The sequence below is a fragment of the Pseudomonas fluorescens genome, assembly GCF_000968015.1.
GTDB classification, from domain to species: domain Bacteria; phylum Pseudomonadota; class Gammaproteobacteria; order Pseudomonadales; family Pseudomonadaceae; genus Aquipseudomonas; species Aquipseudomonas fluorescens_W.
On record NZ_LACH01000026.1, the window covers coordinates 14,999 to 29,473 of the forward strand.

At 58.0% G+C, this 14,475-nt stretch carries 14 protein-coding genes; all 14 read left to right on the plus strand.

The features are described 5' to 3' along the window. Nucleotides 1-219 precede the first annotated feature (219 nt). The 14 genes from VD17_RS13685 (at nt 220) to fliG (ending at nt 14,471) form a co-directional block, all read left to right on the plus strand. Nucleotides 220-1,146: a ketoacyl-ACP synthase III gene (locus tag VD17_RS13685; RefSeq protein ID WP_046054265.1), complete on the plus strand. Its 927-nt coding sequence runs from the start codon at nt 220-222 to the stop codon at nt 1,144-1,146. An 83-nt stretch (nt 1,147-1,229) separates the two neighbouring features. Then, the gene (locus tag VD17_RS13690; protein WP_046054266.1) at nt 1,230-2,522 is read left to right on the plus strand and encodes a motility associated factor glycosyltransferase family protein; all 1,293 of its coding nucleotides are present in this window, start codon (nt 1,230-1,232) and stop codon (nt 2,520-2,522) included. Beyond that, nucleotides 2,519-2,785 carry a hypothetical protein gene (locus VD17_RS13695; RefSeq protein WP_046054267.1) on the plus strand — a complete coding sequence of 89 codons (267 nt, stop codon included), beginning with the start codon at nt 2,519-2,521 and terminating at the stop codon, nt 2,783-2,785. The genes VD17_RS13690 and VD17_RS13695 overlap by 4 nt, the downstream gene beginning before the upstream one ends. Nucleotides 2,786-3,038: 253 nt before the next feature. Next, nucleotides 3,039-3,884: a flagellin domain-containing protein gene (locus VD17_RS13700; RefSeq protein ID WP_046054268.1), complete on the plus strand. Its 846-nt coding sequence runs from the start codon at nt 3,039-3,041 to the stop codon at nt 3,882-3,884. Nucleotides 3,885-3,956: 72 nt separating this feature from the next. Continuing rightward, complete coding sequence (locus VD17_RS13705; protein ID WP_046054269.1) at nt 3,957-4,322, plus strand: flagellar protein FlaG; 366 nt, start codon at nt 3,957-3,959, stop codon at nt 4,320-4,322. Between the two features lie 82 nt (nt 4,323-4,404). Next, nucleotides 4,405-5,847 (plus strand): flagellar filament capping protein FliD, encoded by a 1,443-nt coding sequence (fliD, locus tag VD17_RS13710; protein ID WP_046054270.1) that lies wholly within the window; start codon nt 4,405-4,407, stop codon nt 5,845-5,847. Nucleotides 5,848-5,974: 127 nt separating this feature from the next. After that, on the plus strand, nt 5,975-6,370 hold the full coding sequence (fliS, locus tag VD17_RS13715; protein ID WP_046054271.1) for a flagellar export chaperone FliS: 396 nt from the start codon (nt 5,975-5,977) through the stop codon (nt 6,368-6,370). Between the two features lie 10 nt (nt 6,371-6,380). Next, nucleotides 6,381-6,677: a hypothetical protein gene (locus tag VD17_RS13720; RefSeq protein WP_046054272.1), complete on the plus strand. Its 297-nt coding sequence runs from the start codon at nt 6,381-6,383 to the stop codon at nt 6,675-6,677. Between the two features lie 172 nt (nt 6,678-6,849). Beyond that, nucleotides 6,850-8,325, plus strand: a complete 1,476-nt coding sequence (locus VD17_RS13725; RefSeq protein ID WP_046054273.1) for a sigma-54 dependent transcriptional regulator — start codon at nt 6,850-6,852, stop codon at nt 8,323-8,325. Between the two features lie 128 nt (nt 8,326-8,453). Beyond that, nucleotides 8,454-9,659: a sensor histidine kinase gene (locus tag VD17_RS13730; RefSeq protein ID WP_185753149.1), complete on the plus strand. Its 1,206-nt coding sequence runs from the start codon at nt 8,454-8,456 to the stop codon at nt 9,657-9,659. Between the two features lie 5 nt (nt 9,660-9,664). After that, complete coding sequence (fleR, locus tag VD17_RS13735) at nt 9,665-11,050, plus strand: sigma-54-dependent response regulator transcription factor FleR (RefSeq protein ID WP_046054275.1); 1,386 nt, start codon at nt 9,665-9,667, stop codon at nt 11,048-11,050. Between the two features lie 277 nt (nt 11,051-11,327). Then, a complete protein-coding gene (gene fliE, locus VD17_RS13740) occupies nt 11,328-11,657 on the plus strand; it encodes a flagellar hook-basal body complex protein FliE (protein ID WP_046054276.1) in 330 nt (109 codons plus the stop codon). A gap of 14 nt (nt 11,658-11,671) precedes the next feature. Next, entirely contained in the window at nt 11,672-13,459 is a 1,788-nt protein-coding gene (gene fliF / locus VD17_RS13745) for a flagellar basal-body MS-ring/collar protein FliF (RefSeq protein ID WP_046054277.1), read from the plus strand. Then, nucleotides 13,452-14,471, plus strand: a complete 1,020-nt coding sequence (gene fliG / locus VD17_RS13750; protein WP_007948903.1) for a flagellar motor switch protein FliG — start codon at nt 13,452-13,454, stop codon at nt 14,469-14,471. Before fliF ends, fliG begins: the two co-directional genes overlap by 8 nt. Nucleotides 14,472-14,475 lie beyond the last annotated feature (4 nt).

Genomic DNA, 14,475 nt, shown 5'->3' on the forward strand with positions numbered 1-14,475 from the left:
GCCAGATTCGGCAAAATAGCGTGACCTGCGAGTCATAACGCGCATCTTCACTGTATTGTATTAATCGGGGAGGTGGCGCCTGGTGTCTGTTTGGCCCAGTGATAGCCTTTTATTCTTCCCGTCCGTCGCTCCCTCGGGGCGACATTTTTCTCTGTTTGTCGGCGCCCCTCGAATCATTACGAGCGGTGGTATTGGGCTGTTTATTATTGGGAAGCCGTAATGATTGGCATAAAAAGCATTGCGAGCTACGTTCCTGTAGCCGGCGTGGACAATTACGCACAAGGTGCAAAATTCGAAAAGGATGAAGAGTTCATCCTGGGCAAGATCGGTTCGGCCTTCCTGCCGCGTAAAGACGCCGGGCAGGAAACCTCGGACCTGTGTGTCGAAGCAGCCAATGCGCTGTTCGCCAACAATCCCGACTTGAAACGTGAAGACATCGACGTGTTGATCGTTGTCACCCAGAACGGCGACGAAGAAGGCTTGCCGCACACCGCAGCTATCGTTCAGGACAAACTGGGCCTGCCGACGACCGTGGCCGCGTTCGATATTTCCCTGGGCTGCTCCGGTTACGTCTACGGCATCTATGCGATCAAGGGTTTCATGGAAGCCGCAGGCTTGAAGAATGGCCTGCTGATCACCGCTGATCCGTACTCCAAGATCGTCGACCCGGAAGACCGCAACACCACCATGCTCTTTGGTGATGCGGCAACTGCCACCTGGATGGGCGAAGACGCACCATGGCAGTTGGGCAAGGCCAAGTTCGGCACCGATGGTTCCGGCGCACCGCACCTGAAGGTGACCGACGGGGTGTTCTTCATGAACGGTCGCCAGGTGTTCAATTTTGCGCTGCTTAAAGTCCCGGCGCATTTGCACGAGTTGCTGGCCGATTCGCAACTGACCGCTGACGATATCGATGCCTTTTGCATCCACCAGGGCAGTGCAGCGATTGTCGATGCCGTGGCGCGACGCTTCGAAGGCGAGCCGGAGAAGTTCATCAAGGACATGGTCGAGACCGGCAATACGGTGTCGTCGAGCATCCCGCTGCTGCTGGAAAAACATGTGCTGGACTCCACCTGGAAGCGCGTGGCGTTGAGCGGTTTCGGCGTTGGTTTGTCGTGGGGCTCGGCGATTATCTATCGCCCTTGATCTTTCAAAAGCCAGGCACAAAAAAAGCGTTCAAGGTGTAACCTTGAGCGCTATTTTTTTGCCCGAATGAAAAGCGAGGCTCCATGAGCGAGTTCTTTGAGCGCAACGGCGAGTTGATACAGCGACGCTGGCCCAAGGTCTGGCATCGACTGATGGTGGAGAACAGCGCCGCCTTGCAAGCTGATCTGGTGGAAGGCCTGGGCTCGACGTTGAGCATCAATGGCATTCAGTTGACCAGTCGCCATGACCGCACTCGCGAAGCGTTGCTTCAAGCCGACAGCCTGCCCGTCGACAGTCCGGTAGTGCATGTCTATGGCACCGGGCTGGGTGATTTGCAGCTGCAATTGCTGGAGCGTGCCGGGCTTGAACGGTTGTACGTGCACATTCTGAACGGTGCGGTGTTTGCCCTGGTGCTGCAACTGCTCGATCAACAGCCTTGGCTCGGCGATTCGCGAGTGGTGCTGCTGTACGCCGGCGATCTCTCGGAAATCCAGTTGCCGTACTTCGCGCTGCCTTCGGAGCTGGTGCTGGCGGACGACTTCAACGCCAAAATCCGCGACCGGCTGATCAGCGAAACCCACCTGACTTTCAACAATCGCGAATTCGATGCCGATAATCCGGAAATTGCCGAGCGTTTGCAGGCGTGTGTAGAGCGCGTTCGCGCCGATGCCGATGTTGCCGAGCTGTTTGCCACCTGTTCCGGCAGGGAAGTGTTTGTCATTGCCACCGGGCCGAGTCTGGAACAGCACTTCGACACGCTGCGTACGGTACGCGAACAGGCGCGGCGGCCACTGTTCATTTGCGTCGATACCGCCTACCGACCGCTTGTCGAGCATGGGATCAAACCGGATGTGGTGGTCACGATCGATCAGCGCATCTCGACGCGTCATTTGCCGTCCGATGCCACGAGCGATATCACGCTGGTCTACATGCCTATGGTCGATCCAGCGGTTTTGGATGGCTGGCAGGGCAAGCGTTACGTGGCCTATTCCGCCAGTCCTGTCTATAAGGACATGCGCCAGCAATTACCCAAGGCCCAACTCTTTGTCGGTGGCAGTGTGATTCACCCGGCGGTGGACCTGGCGGTACACATGGGGGGCAGCCAGATCACTCTGTTCGGCGCCGACTTTGCTTTCCCGAACAACAAGACCCACGCCGGCTGGAATGACGGTGATCTTGGACCGCAAGTGAGCGCTGCCCGGCACTGGGTCCTCGATGGCCACGGTCAGCGAGTCAAGACACAGCTCAATTTCCGCAGTTACCTGTGCGAGCTGGAGCGGTACATCGCCGGGCATACTCGGGTGGCTTTCTATAACAGCAGTCGGGCAGGGGCGATGATCGTCGGCACGACGTTTCACCCGGAGCTCACGCGATGACTGAATCCTCCCTGGTTACCGAGGCGCGGCAGTGTTCCGTTTTGTTCCGTCTGGGACGAGATGTCGAAGCTGCGCTGCTGATGGTCCAGATCTGCAGTGATGTGCAATCGGCGATGGGTCGTGAGAATGGCGAGGTCCAATCCCGCTGGACGGCGTTGCTCACCGACATGCTTGCCTGTCAGGAGGCGCAGGATTGGTTGGCGCTGGCTGATTATCTCGATCATGAGTTGCCCCAGTTGCTGGTAGCGGCCGCTGCCGGTTAAGGCTTTTTGACAATTGCCGGTACAGGCGAGTCCTCGCTGTCCCGTTACCGGCATTTCCCTGACGTCACTTTTTTGTATTGGACTGCCGCCAAGCCCTTGTTTCATTAGGGGTGGCAGTGTGATGGCAAATATTTTTGAAAATCCCCTAAAGCAACCTGCGTTCGCGACGATAACTATTACGTAGGTTCTCTTGGCCATACCCGGCGGTTGCCAGGGCCGGAAGCCGCAGTACCCAACCAACGAGGAATTCGTCATGGCTTTGACAGTAAACACCAACACTACTTCGCTGAATGTTCAGAAGAACCTGAACCGTGCTTCCGACGCTCTGTCGACTTCGATGACTCGCTTGTCTTCCGGCCTGAAAATCAACAGCGCCAAAGACGACGCCGCCGGCCTGCAAATCGCGACCCGTATGACCTCGCAGATCCGTGGTCAGACCATGGCTATCAAAAACGCCAACGACGGTGTTTCGATCGCTCAGACCGCTGAAGGCGCTCTGCAAGAGTCGTCCAACATTCTGCAACGTATGCGTGAAATCGCAGTTCAGTCGCGCAACGACTCCAACGGCACTGCTGACCGTACCGCTCTGGACAAAGAATACCAACAGTCGATCGCTGAACTGACCCGTATTGCCAAATCCACCAACCTGAACGGCAAGGCACTGATCGACAGCACCGCTGGCGTGATGGAGTTCCAGGTCGGTGCGGGTACTACTTCCGACAACCAGATCACCCTGACCCTGTCGACCAGCTTTGACGCCAGCGCCCTGGGCATGACCGGTACTACCATCTCCGGTGTTTCCAACGCAGCCAACCACTCGGCAGTACTGTCGGCTATCTCGGCCATCGACCTTGCACTGTCGAACATCAACTCCACTCGTGCTGACCTCGGTGCTGCTCAAAACCGTTTCTCCACCACCATCTCCAACCTGCAGAACATCAACGAAAACGCCGAAGCTGCACGTAGCCGCGTACAAGATACCGACTTCGCTTCTGAAACTGCACAGCTGACCAAGCAACAAACTCTGCAACAAGCTTCCACCGCAGTTCTGGCTCAGGCCAACCAACTGCCATCCGCTGTACTGAAACTGCTTCAGTAATAGCCGGATGAGTTTTGGCGGGGGAGTGCGCACGCGCGCTCTCTCGCTTTTTTAGTTTAAGAGGTGATGGACATGGATATGAGCGTGAAGCTGAACTTGTCTTATCCAGCTGCAAAACCGGCAACGACTGTTGCTGACAAGCCGGCGGAAAAGCCTCGAGCCGATGCTGCCGCAGTGGCAACGGTCAAGGATGAGCCAAAAGACGCGGTAACCGAGCAGGACCAACTGAAGATGGCCGTTCAGGAAATTGAAAAGTTCGTTCAATCGGTCAAGCGCAATCTGGAGTTCTCGATCGATGAGCCTTCAGGCAAAGTAATTGTCAGAGTGATTGCCAGCGACTCGGGTGAAGTGGTTCGCCAAATCCCCAACGAAGAAGTACTCAAGCTGGCTAATAGTTTGAATGATGCAAGCAGTCTGCTGTTCAGCGCTAAAGCCTGACAGCTGGCACGAATTTTGTTGCTATGTTCTTTTGGGCGTTGTAATGGTCAAAAGGCCGGCGACACACTGAAGGGAGTTCCACATGGCAAGTCCAATTCTACCGGGGCTGGGGTTAGGCTCCGGCCTTGACACCGGTGCTATCGTCAAAGCTTTGGTTGATGCTGACAAAGCGGCCAAGCAGAGTCAGATCAACCGGCAGACGGCCACCAATACCTCGCAGATTTCCGGCGTCGGGACCCTCAAGAGTGTCCTCGCGAATTTCCAGACCGCGATCAAAAACCTCGGGGATACGAAGACCCCGCAGTTCCTGGGTTACACCGCCACGAGTTCCGATCCCAAAGTACTGACCTCTGTCGCCAGCAACTCGGCGGTCAACGGTACTTATGTCATCAAGGTCAACAATCTCGCGACCTCGTCGAAAGTGGCGACTGCCGCATTTGTCGGCGGTCCTAGCAGTGCCATTCCGAGTGGTACGCTCAATATCACTCAAAATGGCATTTCCCGTCCTGTCGACATTCCCGCCGGCGCCACCCTGCAATCGGTACGGGATGCGATCAACACCCAGCAAGGCGCCAATGGCTTCAGTGCCAACATTGTCACTGACTCCTTCGGCTCTCGTTTAGTGATGGGGTCCACTGTTACCGGTGCAGGTTCCGATATCACGCTCAGTGGTATTACCGGTCTGGAAATCACCGCGGGCCAGAAAATGGGTGCCACGCCTACAGCGGCCTCGGCCGGTGCGATCGGTGAACTCGCTGTGGACGCGAGCTTCACGGTTGACGGACTGGCGATCACCAGCAAATCCAATGCCGTGAGTGACGCCATTTCTGGTTTGACACTGAATCTGGTGGCGGGTGGTGGAGCGACATCCACTGTGACGGTCGGGCCGAACAGTGACGGTTTGAAAAAATCGATCCAAGCCTTCGTCGACGCTTACAACCAGGTTGTCACCAGCGTCAATACGCTGACCAAGCCCTCCCTGGATTCAAATGGCAAGCCAACCATTGCCGCGGCATTGACCGGTGACTCGCTGGCTCGGGGCATCCTGGCGTCGATCCGTGAACCGTTGGCCACTACGGGTGCAGGCGACAAGCTGACCGTACTTTCACAGTTGGGTATTACCACCAACCAGAAAACCGGCGCGCTCGATTTTGACAGCACCAAGTTCTCTGCAGCTATGGATACGCAGAAGCTGGGTGGTGAGGTTCAAAAGCTGTTCCTGGGTGATCCAGCGGCGACCGGTAATGCGGCCATGGGGCTGCTGGAACGAATGAATGCGGTGATTACGCCTTATACCGTCACTGGTAGCGAAGGCATCCTTGATGCGCGTTCGACCAGCTTGGCGAAGGCCAAAACCAACCTGGCCAGCCAGCAGGAGGCACTGGATCGTCGGATCGCGACGCTGACCGAGGTGCTGACCAAGAAGTACAACGCCATGGACACCCTGGTCGGTAAGCTAAAGGCTACTGCCAGCAACATTACCTCGATGTTCGAGGCGATGAACGCGCAGAAAAACGCCTCATAAGTGCACAAACGCCAAAAGCCCGGCAGCGGATTCCGCTTGTCGGGCTTTTTTTGTTTCGATCTAAAGATTTTTGACGCCGTGTCGATACACTGGCTATACGAATCACAAAGTTTTAATGAGGTAGAACATGAACCCGATGTTAGCCCTTCGGCAGTACCAGAAGATTGGCGCTCAGGCCCAGACTTCCGAAGCCAGCCCCCATCGCCTGGTGCAAATGCTCATGGAGGGTGGTCTGGATCGCATCGCTCAGGCCAAGGGAGCCATGGAGCGCAAGGATATCCCCAACAAAGGTATTTTCATCGGCAAGGCGATCGGGATCATCGGCGGATTGCGTGAGGGCCTGGACCTGGAAAACTCTATTGAGTCTGTGGGTGAGCTGGACAAGCTGTACACCTACATGATGAAGCGTCTGACAGAAGCCAACATCAAAACCGATCCAAAGATTCTCGACGAAGTCGCTGATTTGCTTCGCACCGTCAAAGACGGCTGGGATGCTATCGCCGCGCCGGGTCCGCAGTTTTAAGGAGATCACCATGAGTCTTGTATTGCAGCGAATCGAACAAACCCGTGATGGCCTGGTCGGTGCTTTGGCCGAGCGTAACTGGGAAGCCATTGGTGAATTGGACCTGGCTTGCCGTTCCTGCATGGAAGACGTCTTGAGTGAAGCTTCGGTGGACGAGGCCGCGTTACGCGATAATCTTGAGGAGCTGTTGGGGGTGTATAAACAGCTTCTTGAGGCCGCTACAGGGGAGCGCCAAGCGATAGTTGACGAGATGTCGCAGATCCACCAAGCACAGAGCGCGGCAAAGGTTTACCATCTGTTTGGTTAATTAATCCCCGGTTAATCCAAACATAGTGCGCCATAAATTTGACTGTGCACGGTTTTTTGACTTAACTAGTGGCTGTTTCCAGATTTCAGGCGTCTACAGGCTCAAAGAGTCTACAAGCGTCTAGCTTGCCCCAGCATTTGGGCATTGAGTTGACTAGGGAAGTTGCTATTGCATGTGGCGTGAAACCAAAATTCTGCTGATTGATGACGATAGCGTCCGCCGCCGCGATTTGGCGGTGATTTTAAATTTTCTTGGCGAAGAAAATTTACCCTGCGGTAGCCATGACTGGCAGCAGGCTGTCGGCTCATTGTCATCAAGTCGCGAAGTAATCTGTGTCCTCATCGGGACGGTCAATGCTCCTGGCGCACTTACGGGCCTGTTAAAGACACTCTCAACCTGGGATGAGTTCCTTCCGGTTTTGTTGATGGGCGATAATTCTTCCGTTGACTTGCCAGAAGACCAGCGTCGTCGAGTGCTTTCGACCCTCGAAATGCCGCCCAGCTACAGCAAATTGCTCGACTCCCTGCACCGTGCCCAGGTCTATCGCGAGATGTACGACCAGGCCCGCGAGCGCGGTCGTCACCGTGAGCCCAATCTTTTCCGCAGTCTTGTCGGCACCAGCCGGGCGATTCAACACGTTCGTCAGATGATGCAGCAAGTCGCCGACACCGACGCCAGTGTGCTGATCCTCGGTGAGTCCGGGACCGGCAAGGAAGTGGTCGCGCGCAACCTGCACTATCACTCCAAACGTCGTGACGCGCCGTTCGTACCGGTCAACTGCGGGGCGATCCCGGCCGAGTTGCTGGAAAGCGAACTGTTTGGCCACGAGAAGGGCGCCTTCACTGGGGCAATCACCAGCCGCGCAGGGCGTTTCGAACTGGCCAATGGCGGCACGCTGTTCCTCGATGAGATCGGCGACATGCCGCTGCCGATGCAGGTCAAGTTGCTGCGCGTATTGCAGGAACGCACCTTCGAGCGCGTGGGCAGCAACAAGACCCAAAGCGTCGATGTGCGGATCATTGCGGCGACCCACAAGAATCTCGAAAGCATGATCGAGATCGGCACCTTCCGCGAAGACTTGTACTACCGCCTGAACGTGTTCCCTATCGAAATGGCGCCACTGCGCGAGCGTGTCGAAGACATTCCGCTGCTGATGAACGAGTTGATCTCGCGCATGGAGCACGAGAAGCGTGGTTCGATCCGTTTCAATTCCGCAGCGATCATGTCGCTGTGCCGCCACGGCTGGCCGGGCAACGTCCGCGAACTCGCCAACCTGGTGGAGCGCATGGCAATCATGCATCCGTACGGGGTGATCGGCGTGGTCGAGTTGCCGAAGAAATTCCGTTACGTAGATGATGAAGACGAGCAACTGGTCGACAGCTTGCGCAGCGATCTTGAAGAGCGCGTGGCCATCAACGGTCATGCACCGGACTTCTCTGCCGGCGCCATGCTGCCGCCGGAAGGTCTGGACCTGAAGGACTACCTCGGTGGTCTGGAACAAGGTCTGATTCAGCAGGCGCTGGATGATGCCAATGGCATCGTTGCGCGCGCCGCCGAACGCCTGCGCATTCGTCGCACCACACTGGTGGAAAAGATGCGCAAGTACGGCATGAGCCGTCGTGATGGAGATGAACAGGCGGATGATTGACGCCTGTTTTTCAAGTCCTTCATTTGTAGGCGGTTTTTTTTAGGCACGGGTATTGCTACATCCCTCGCAACGTTCCGTTTAACTGACGGTCAGCCAAGCGAGAGAGCACAATGCCCCAAGCCGCCCAGATGTCTCCTGTCCCTGACGCGTCGGGACAACCGTCGTCCGTAGAGCAGGCGAGCCGGCTTGGCCTTGAGCAGGCGTTTGCACTGTTCAGCCAGATGTCGAGTCAATTGACCGATTCCTACAGCATGCTCGAAGCCCGGGTCACCGAGCTCAAGGGCGAGCTGGCAGTGGTCAGTGCTCAGCGTATGCAGGAGCTGGCGGAAAAAGAACGCCTGGCCAACCGGCTACAAAACCTCCTCGATCTGTTGCCCGGCGGCGTCATCGTCATCGACGCCCAAGGCATCGTGCGCGAAGCCAACCCCGCTGCCTGCGAACTGCTCGGTCTGCCCCTTGAAGGCGAACTGTGGCGTCATGTCATTGCCCGCTGCTTTGCGCCCCGTGAAGACGACGGTCACGAAATCTCGCTTAAGGACGGTCGGCGTTTGTCGATCTCTACTCGCTCGCTGGATGCCGAGCCCGGACAGTTGGTGTTGCTCAACGACCTGACTGAAACCCGTCATCTGCAAGATCAACTGGCCCGCCACGAACGACTCTCGTCCCTCGGCCGAATGGTCGCTTCGCTGGCTCATCAGATTCGTACCCCTTTGTCCGCCGCCTTGCTCTACGCCAGTCATTTGACTGAGCAAGCGTTGCCGGTCGAGACCCAGCAGCGTTTTGCCGGGCGCCTGAAAGAGCGTCTGCATGAGTTGGAGCATCAGGTTCGCGACATGCTGGTGTTTGCGCGCGGCGAGCTGCCGCTGACCGATCGCGTCACACCCAAAATGCTGATGCAGTCGCTGCAGGCAGCCGCGCTGACCCATGTGCAGGGCCTGCCGATTCGCTGGCAGTGCGACAGTCATTCCGGCGAGTTGCTGTGCAATCGTGACACGCTGGTCGGGGCGATTCTGAACCTGATCGAGAACGCCATCCAGGCCAGCGCCGGCGATGTGCGTTTGAAAGTCCATTTCTATACCCGAGACAACAACCTGCGCGTATCTGTCAGTGACAGCGGTAGCGGCATCGATACGAAAGTACTGGCGCGTCTGGGTGAGCCCTTCTTTACCACTAAAACCACCGGAACCGGCCTCGGCCTGACCGTGGTCAAGGCAGTTACGCGTGCTCATCAAGGAGAATTGCAGCTGCGCTCGCGGCTCGGTCGCGGCACGTGTGCGCAGGTCATCCTGCCGCTTTTTTCTGGTGAGAAGCCCAGCGCTCTGGGAGCGGAGTGAAGGACATGGCAATCAAGGTTTTACTGGTCGAGGATGACCGCGCGCTACGCGAAGCACTGGCCGATACGCTGCTGCTCGCCGGGCACGACTACACGGCGGTAGGTTCGGCAGAAGAAGCATTGGCGGCGGTCGGTAATGAGGCGTTCAACCTTGTGCTGAGTGACGTCAACATGCCGGGCATGGACGGCCATCAACTGCTCGGATTGCTGCGCACTCGTCAGCCGCAGTTGCCGGTGTTGCTGATGACGGCTCACGGCGCCGTGGAGCGGGCAGTCGATGCGATGCGCCAAGGCGCGGCGGATTACCTGGTCAAACCGTTCGAGCCCAAGGCATTGCTCGATCTGGTGGCGCGTCATGCGCTGGGCAGCCTCGGCGCGACCGAGGGCGAGGGGCCTGTAGCGTTCGAGCCGGCCAGTGCGCAATTGCTGGAATTGGCCGCACGGGTGGCGCGCAGTGATTCAACGGTGTTGATCTCCGGTGAGTCCGGGACCGGTAAAGAAGTGCTGGCGCGTTACATTCATCAGCACTCCCATCGCGCCAGTCAGCCGTTCATTGCGATCAACTGCGCAGCCATCCCCGACAACATGCTCGAAGCCACGTTATTCGGTCACGAAAAGGGCTCGTTCACCGGCGCCATCGCGGCACAGGCCGGCAAGTTCGAACAGGCTGATGGCGGGACTATCCTGCTCGACGAAATTTCCGAAATGCCCCTCGGGCTCCAGGCTAAGTTGCTGCGGGTTTTGCAAGAGCGCGAAGTCGAGCGGGTCGGCGCACGCAAGCCGATCACGCTGGACATTCGGGTCGTGGCAACCACCAATCGTGACCTGGCGGGTGAAGTGGCGGCGGGGCGTTTTCGCGAAGACCTCTACTATCGCCTGTCGGTGTTTCCGCTGGCCTGGCGTCCGTTGCGCGAACGTACCGCCGACATCCTGCCATTGGCCGAGCGTCTTTTGGCCAAGTACGTCAATAAAATGAAGCATGCCGCGGCAAAGCTGTCGCCCGAGGCTCAGGCGTGCCTGATCGGTTATCCATGGCCGGGTAATGTGCGTGAGCTGGATAACGCGATTCAGCGTGCCTTGATTCTGCAGCAGGGCGGATTGATACAGCCTGAGGATTTCTGCCTGGCCGGGCCTGTGGCGTGTGCGCCGTTGCCGGCATTGGCGCCGACGACTGTACGCGCAGTAGAAGTCGACGCCGAATCGGCGGGCGCCCTCGGCGATGACCTGCGTCGCCGTGAGTTCCAGATGATTATCGACACCTTGCGCTCCGAGCGCGGTCGTCGCAAAGAAGCCGCCGAGCGGCTGGGCATCAGTCCACGCACCTTACGCTACAAGCTGGCGCAGATGCGTGATGCCGGAATGGACGTGGAAGCTTATTTGTTCGCCACCTGAAAGTTGACGAAAGCACACCGATTTAAATGTGGGAGCGAGCCTGCTCGCGAAGGCGGCATGACAGGTTCATAAATGTCGACTGACACTCCCTCTTCGCGAGCAGGCTCGCTCCCACAATGGATTTGCGGTGATTCACGGTTAAGGCAAAGCCCTGGACGGCTTTTGTTTAGAGCGACCACGGAGCTGGCACCCTTGTTGCTAACACCTCACTACCCGCCGAGTGAGTGTCAAAAAAATCGCGGGTCGCCAAAGACGTAGCTCGTCAAAGAGAGAAGCCATGAGCCAAGGTATTGAATTCAATCGATTGATGCTGGACATGCGTTCCATGCAAATGGATGCCATGTCTGCGTCGAAATCGACTGCCGCCGTTCCTGAACTGGGTGGCAGCAGCTTTTCCGACATGCTCGGTCAGGCCGTCAATAAAGTGAACGACACCCAGCAGGCGTCCAGTCAGTTGGCCAGTGCCTTCGAGATCGGCAAGAGCGGCGTCGACCTGACGGACGTGATGATTTCCTCGCAGAAGGCCAGCGTGTCTTTTCAAGCGTTGACCCAAGTACGCAATAAGCTGGTTCAGGCATACCAAGACATCATGCAGATGCCGGTTTAAGGACGAATTGAGTCATGGCAGAAGCAGTCGCCGATAATGTTCCGGCCAAGGCCACTCCAATAGACGGCAAGCCGCCGCTGTTCGGGTTGTCCTTCCTGGAAAACCTCTCCGAGATGACCATGTTGCGTCAGGTGGGCCTGTTGGTCGGCCTGGCTGCGAGCGTGGCGATTGGCTTTGCCGTGGTGTTGTGGTCCCAACAGCCGGACTACCGGCCTCTGTACGGCAGCCTTGCCGGTATGGACGCCAAACAGGTCATGGATACCCTGGCCGCAGCCGACATTCCCTATACCGTTGAACCGAACTCCGGTGCCTTGCTGGTCAAGGCCGATGACCTGTCCCGTGCGCGAATCAAACTCGCGGGCGCTGGTGTCACTCCCAGCGACGGCAACATCGGTTTTGAAATTCTCGACAAGGACCAGGGCCTGGGCACCAGCCAGTTCATGGAAGCGACCCGTTATCGTCGTGGTCTCGAAGGCGAACTGGCCCGCACCATTTCCAGCCTGAACAACGTCAAGGGTGCCCGTGTGCACCTGGCGATTCCGAAAAGTTCGGTGTTCGTGCGCGACGAGCGCAAGCCGAGCGCTTCGATTCTGGTGGAACTGTACTCCGGCCGCTCGCTGGAGCCTGGCCAGGTACTGGCGATCATCAACCTGGTGGCCACCAGCGTTCCCGAACTCAGCAAATCCCAGATCACCGTCGTCGACCAGAAGGGCAACCTGCTGTCGGATCAGGCGGAAAATTCCGAACTGACCATGGCCGGCAAGCAATTCGATTACAGCCGCCGCATGGAAAGCATGCTGACTCAGCGCGTGCACAACATTCTGCAACCAGTGCTGGGCAACGATCGCTATAAAGCTGAAGTCTCGGCCGATGTGGACTTCAGTGCCGTCGAGTCGACCTCCGAGCAATTCAACCCGGACCAACCGGCGTTGCGCAGCGAGCAGTCGGTCAACGAACAGCGTACCGCCAGCAATGGCCCGCAAGGTGTGCCGGGTGCCCTGAGCAACCAGCCGCCGTCGCCTGCCTCCGCACCGCAAACCACCGGTGGCGCTACCGCGTCGGCCGGCATGGTGCAGCCGGGCCAGCCACTGCTGGATGCCAACGGTCAGCAAATCATGGACCCGGCCACCGGCCAGCCAATGCTTGCACCGTACCCGGCGGACAAGCGTCAACAATCCACCAAGAACTTCGAACTCGACCGTTCCATCAGCCACACCAAACAACAGCAGGGCCGTTTGAATCGCCTCTCGGTGTCGGTGGTGGTGGACGACCAGGTCAAGATCAACGCGGCCAACGGTGAAACCACCCGTGCGCCGTGGACTGCCGATGAATTGGCGCGCTTCACTCGCCTGGTTCAGGACGCCGTCGGCTTCGACGCCAGCCGTGGCGACAGTGTCAGCGTGATCAACATGCCGTTCTCCGCCGAGCGTGGTGAAGTGATTGCCGATATTCCGTTCTACTCCCAGCCGTGGTTCTGGGACATCGTCAAGCAAGTGCTGGGTGTCTTGTTCATCCTGGTGCTGGTATTCGGTGTGCTGCGTCCGGTGCTCAACAACATTACCGGTGGCGGCAAAGGCAAGCAGTTTGCAGGCTTGGGTAGCGACGTCGAGTTGGGTGGCATGGGCGGACTGGACGGCGAACTGGCTAACGACCGCGTCAGTCTCGGTGGCCCGACCAGCATTCTGCTGCCGAGCCCGAGCGAAGGCTATGACGCACAGTTGAACGCAATCAAGAGTCTGGTGGCAGAAGATCCGGGTCGCGTGGCCCAGGTCGTGAAAGAGTGGATTAACGCAGATGAGTGATAACCGAGCCGTTGCCGCCAAACTGAGCAAGGTCGACAAAGCCGCGATTCTGCTGCTGTCGCTGGGTTCAACCGATGCCGCCCAAGTGCTGCGCCACATGGGGCCCAAAGAGGTCCAGCGTGTGGGTGTTGCCATGGCCCAAATGGGTAACGTGCACCGAGAGCAGGTCGAGCAGGTGATGAGCGAGTTCGTCGACATCGTCGGCGACCAGACCAGCCTCGGCGTCGGTTCAGACGACTACGTGCGCAAAATGCTCACCCAGGCTCTGGGCGAAGACAAGGCCAACGGCCTGATCGACCGCATCCTGCTGGGCGGCAACACCAGTGGCCTCGACAGCCTGAAGTGGATGGAACCGCGCGCCGTCGCCGACGTGATCCGTTACGAGCACCCGCAGATCCAGGCGATCGTGGTGGCGTACCTCGATCCGGACCAGGCCGGCGAAGTGCTCGGCAACTTCGACCACAAGGTGCGTCTGGACATCATTCTGCGGGTCTCCTCGCTGAACACCGTGCAGCCTGCGGCCCTGAAAGAACTCAACCAGATTCTCGAGAAGCAGTTCTCCGGCAACTCGAATGCCTCGCGCACCACACTGGGTGGCATCAAGCGCGCGGCAGACATCATGAACTTCCTCGACAGCTCGATCGAAGGTCAGCTGATGGACTCGATCCGCGAAGTTGACGAAGACCTGTCCGGTCAGATCGAAGACCTCATGTTCGTGTTCAACAACCTGTCCGATGTCGACGATCGCGGTATTCAAGCGCTGCTGCGCGAAGTGTCTTCCGACGTGCTGGTGCTGGCCCTCAAGGGTTCGGACGAAGGCGTCAAAGAGAAGATCTTCAAGAACATGTCCAAACGGGCGGCCGAACTGTTGCGCGACGACCTCGAGGCCAAAGGCCCGGTGCGCGTCAGCGACGTGGAAACCGCGCAGAAAGAAATCCTCACCATTGCCCGCCGTATGGCCGAAGCCGGAGAAATCGTTCTCGGCGGGAAGGGCGGCGAAGAGATGATCTAAGGTC

Excerpts from the sequence above, each read along its gene's own strand:
- VD17_RS13685 (WP_046054265.1), top strand. The coding sequence starts at position 220 with ATGATTGGCATAAAAAGCATTGCGAGCTACGTTCCTGTAGCCGGCGTG.
- VD17_RS13690 (WP_046054266.1), top strand. The coding sequence starts at position 1,230 with ATGAGCGAGTTCTTTGAGCGCAACGGCGAGTTGATACAGCGACGCTGG.
- VD17_RS13695 (WP_046054267.1), top strand. The coding sequence starts at position 2,519 with ATGACTGAATCCTCCCTGGTTACCGAGGCGCGGCAGTGTTCCGTTTTG.
- VD17_RS13700 (WP_046054268.1), top strand. The coding sequence starts at position 3,039 with ATGGCTTTGACAGTAAACACCAACACTACTTCGCTGAATGTTCAGAAG.
- VD17_RS13705 (WP_046054269.1), top strand. The coding sequence starts at position 3,957 with ATGGATATGAGCGTGAAGCTGAACTTGTCTTATCCAGCTGCAAAACCG.
- fliD (WP_046054270.1), top strand. The coding sequence starts at position 4,405 with ATGGCAAGTCCAATTCTACCGGGGCTGGGGTTAGGCTCCGGCCTTGAC.
- fliS (WP_046054271.1), top strand. The coding sequence starts at position 5,975 with ATGAACCCGATGTTAGCCCTTCGGCAGTACCAGAAGATTGGCGCTCAG.
- VD17_RS13720 (WP_046054272.1), top strand. The coding sequence starts at position 6,381 with ATGAGTCTTGTATTGCAGCGAATCGAACAAACCCGTGATGGCCTGGTC.
- VD17_RS13725 (WP_046054273.1), top strand. The coding sequence starts at position 6,850 with ATGTGGCGTGAAACCAAAATTCTGCTGATTGATGACGATAGCGTCCGC.
- VD17_RS13730 (WP_185753149.1), top strand. The coding sequence starts at position 8,454 with ATGTCTCCTGTCCCTGACGCGTCGGGACAACCGTCGTCCGTAGAGCAG.
- fleR (WP_046054275.1), top strand. The coding sequence starts at position 9,665 with ATGGCAATCAAGGTTTTACTGGTCGAGGATGACCGCGCGCTACGCGAA.
- fliE (WP_046054276.1), top strand. The coding sequence starts at position 11,328 with ATGAGCCAAGGTATTGAATTCAATCGATTGATGCTGGACATGCGTTCC.
- fliF (WP_046054277.1), top strand. The coding sequence starts at position 11,672 with ATGGCAGAAGCAGTCGCCGATAATGTTCCGGCCAAGGCCACTCCAATA.
- fliG (WP_007948903.1), top strand. The coding sequence starts at position 13,452 with ATGAGTGATAACCGAGCCGTTGCCGCCAAACTGAGCAAGGTCGACAAA.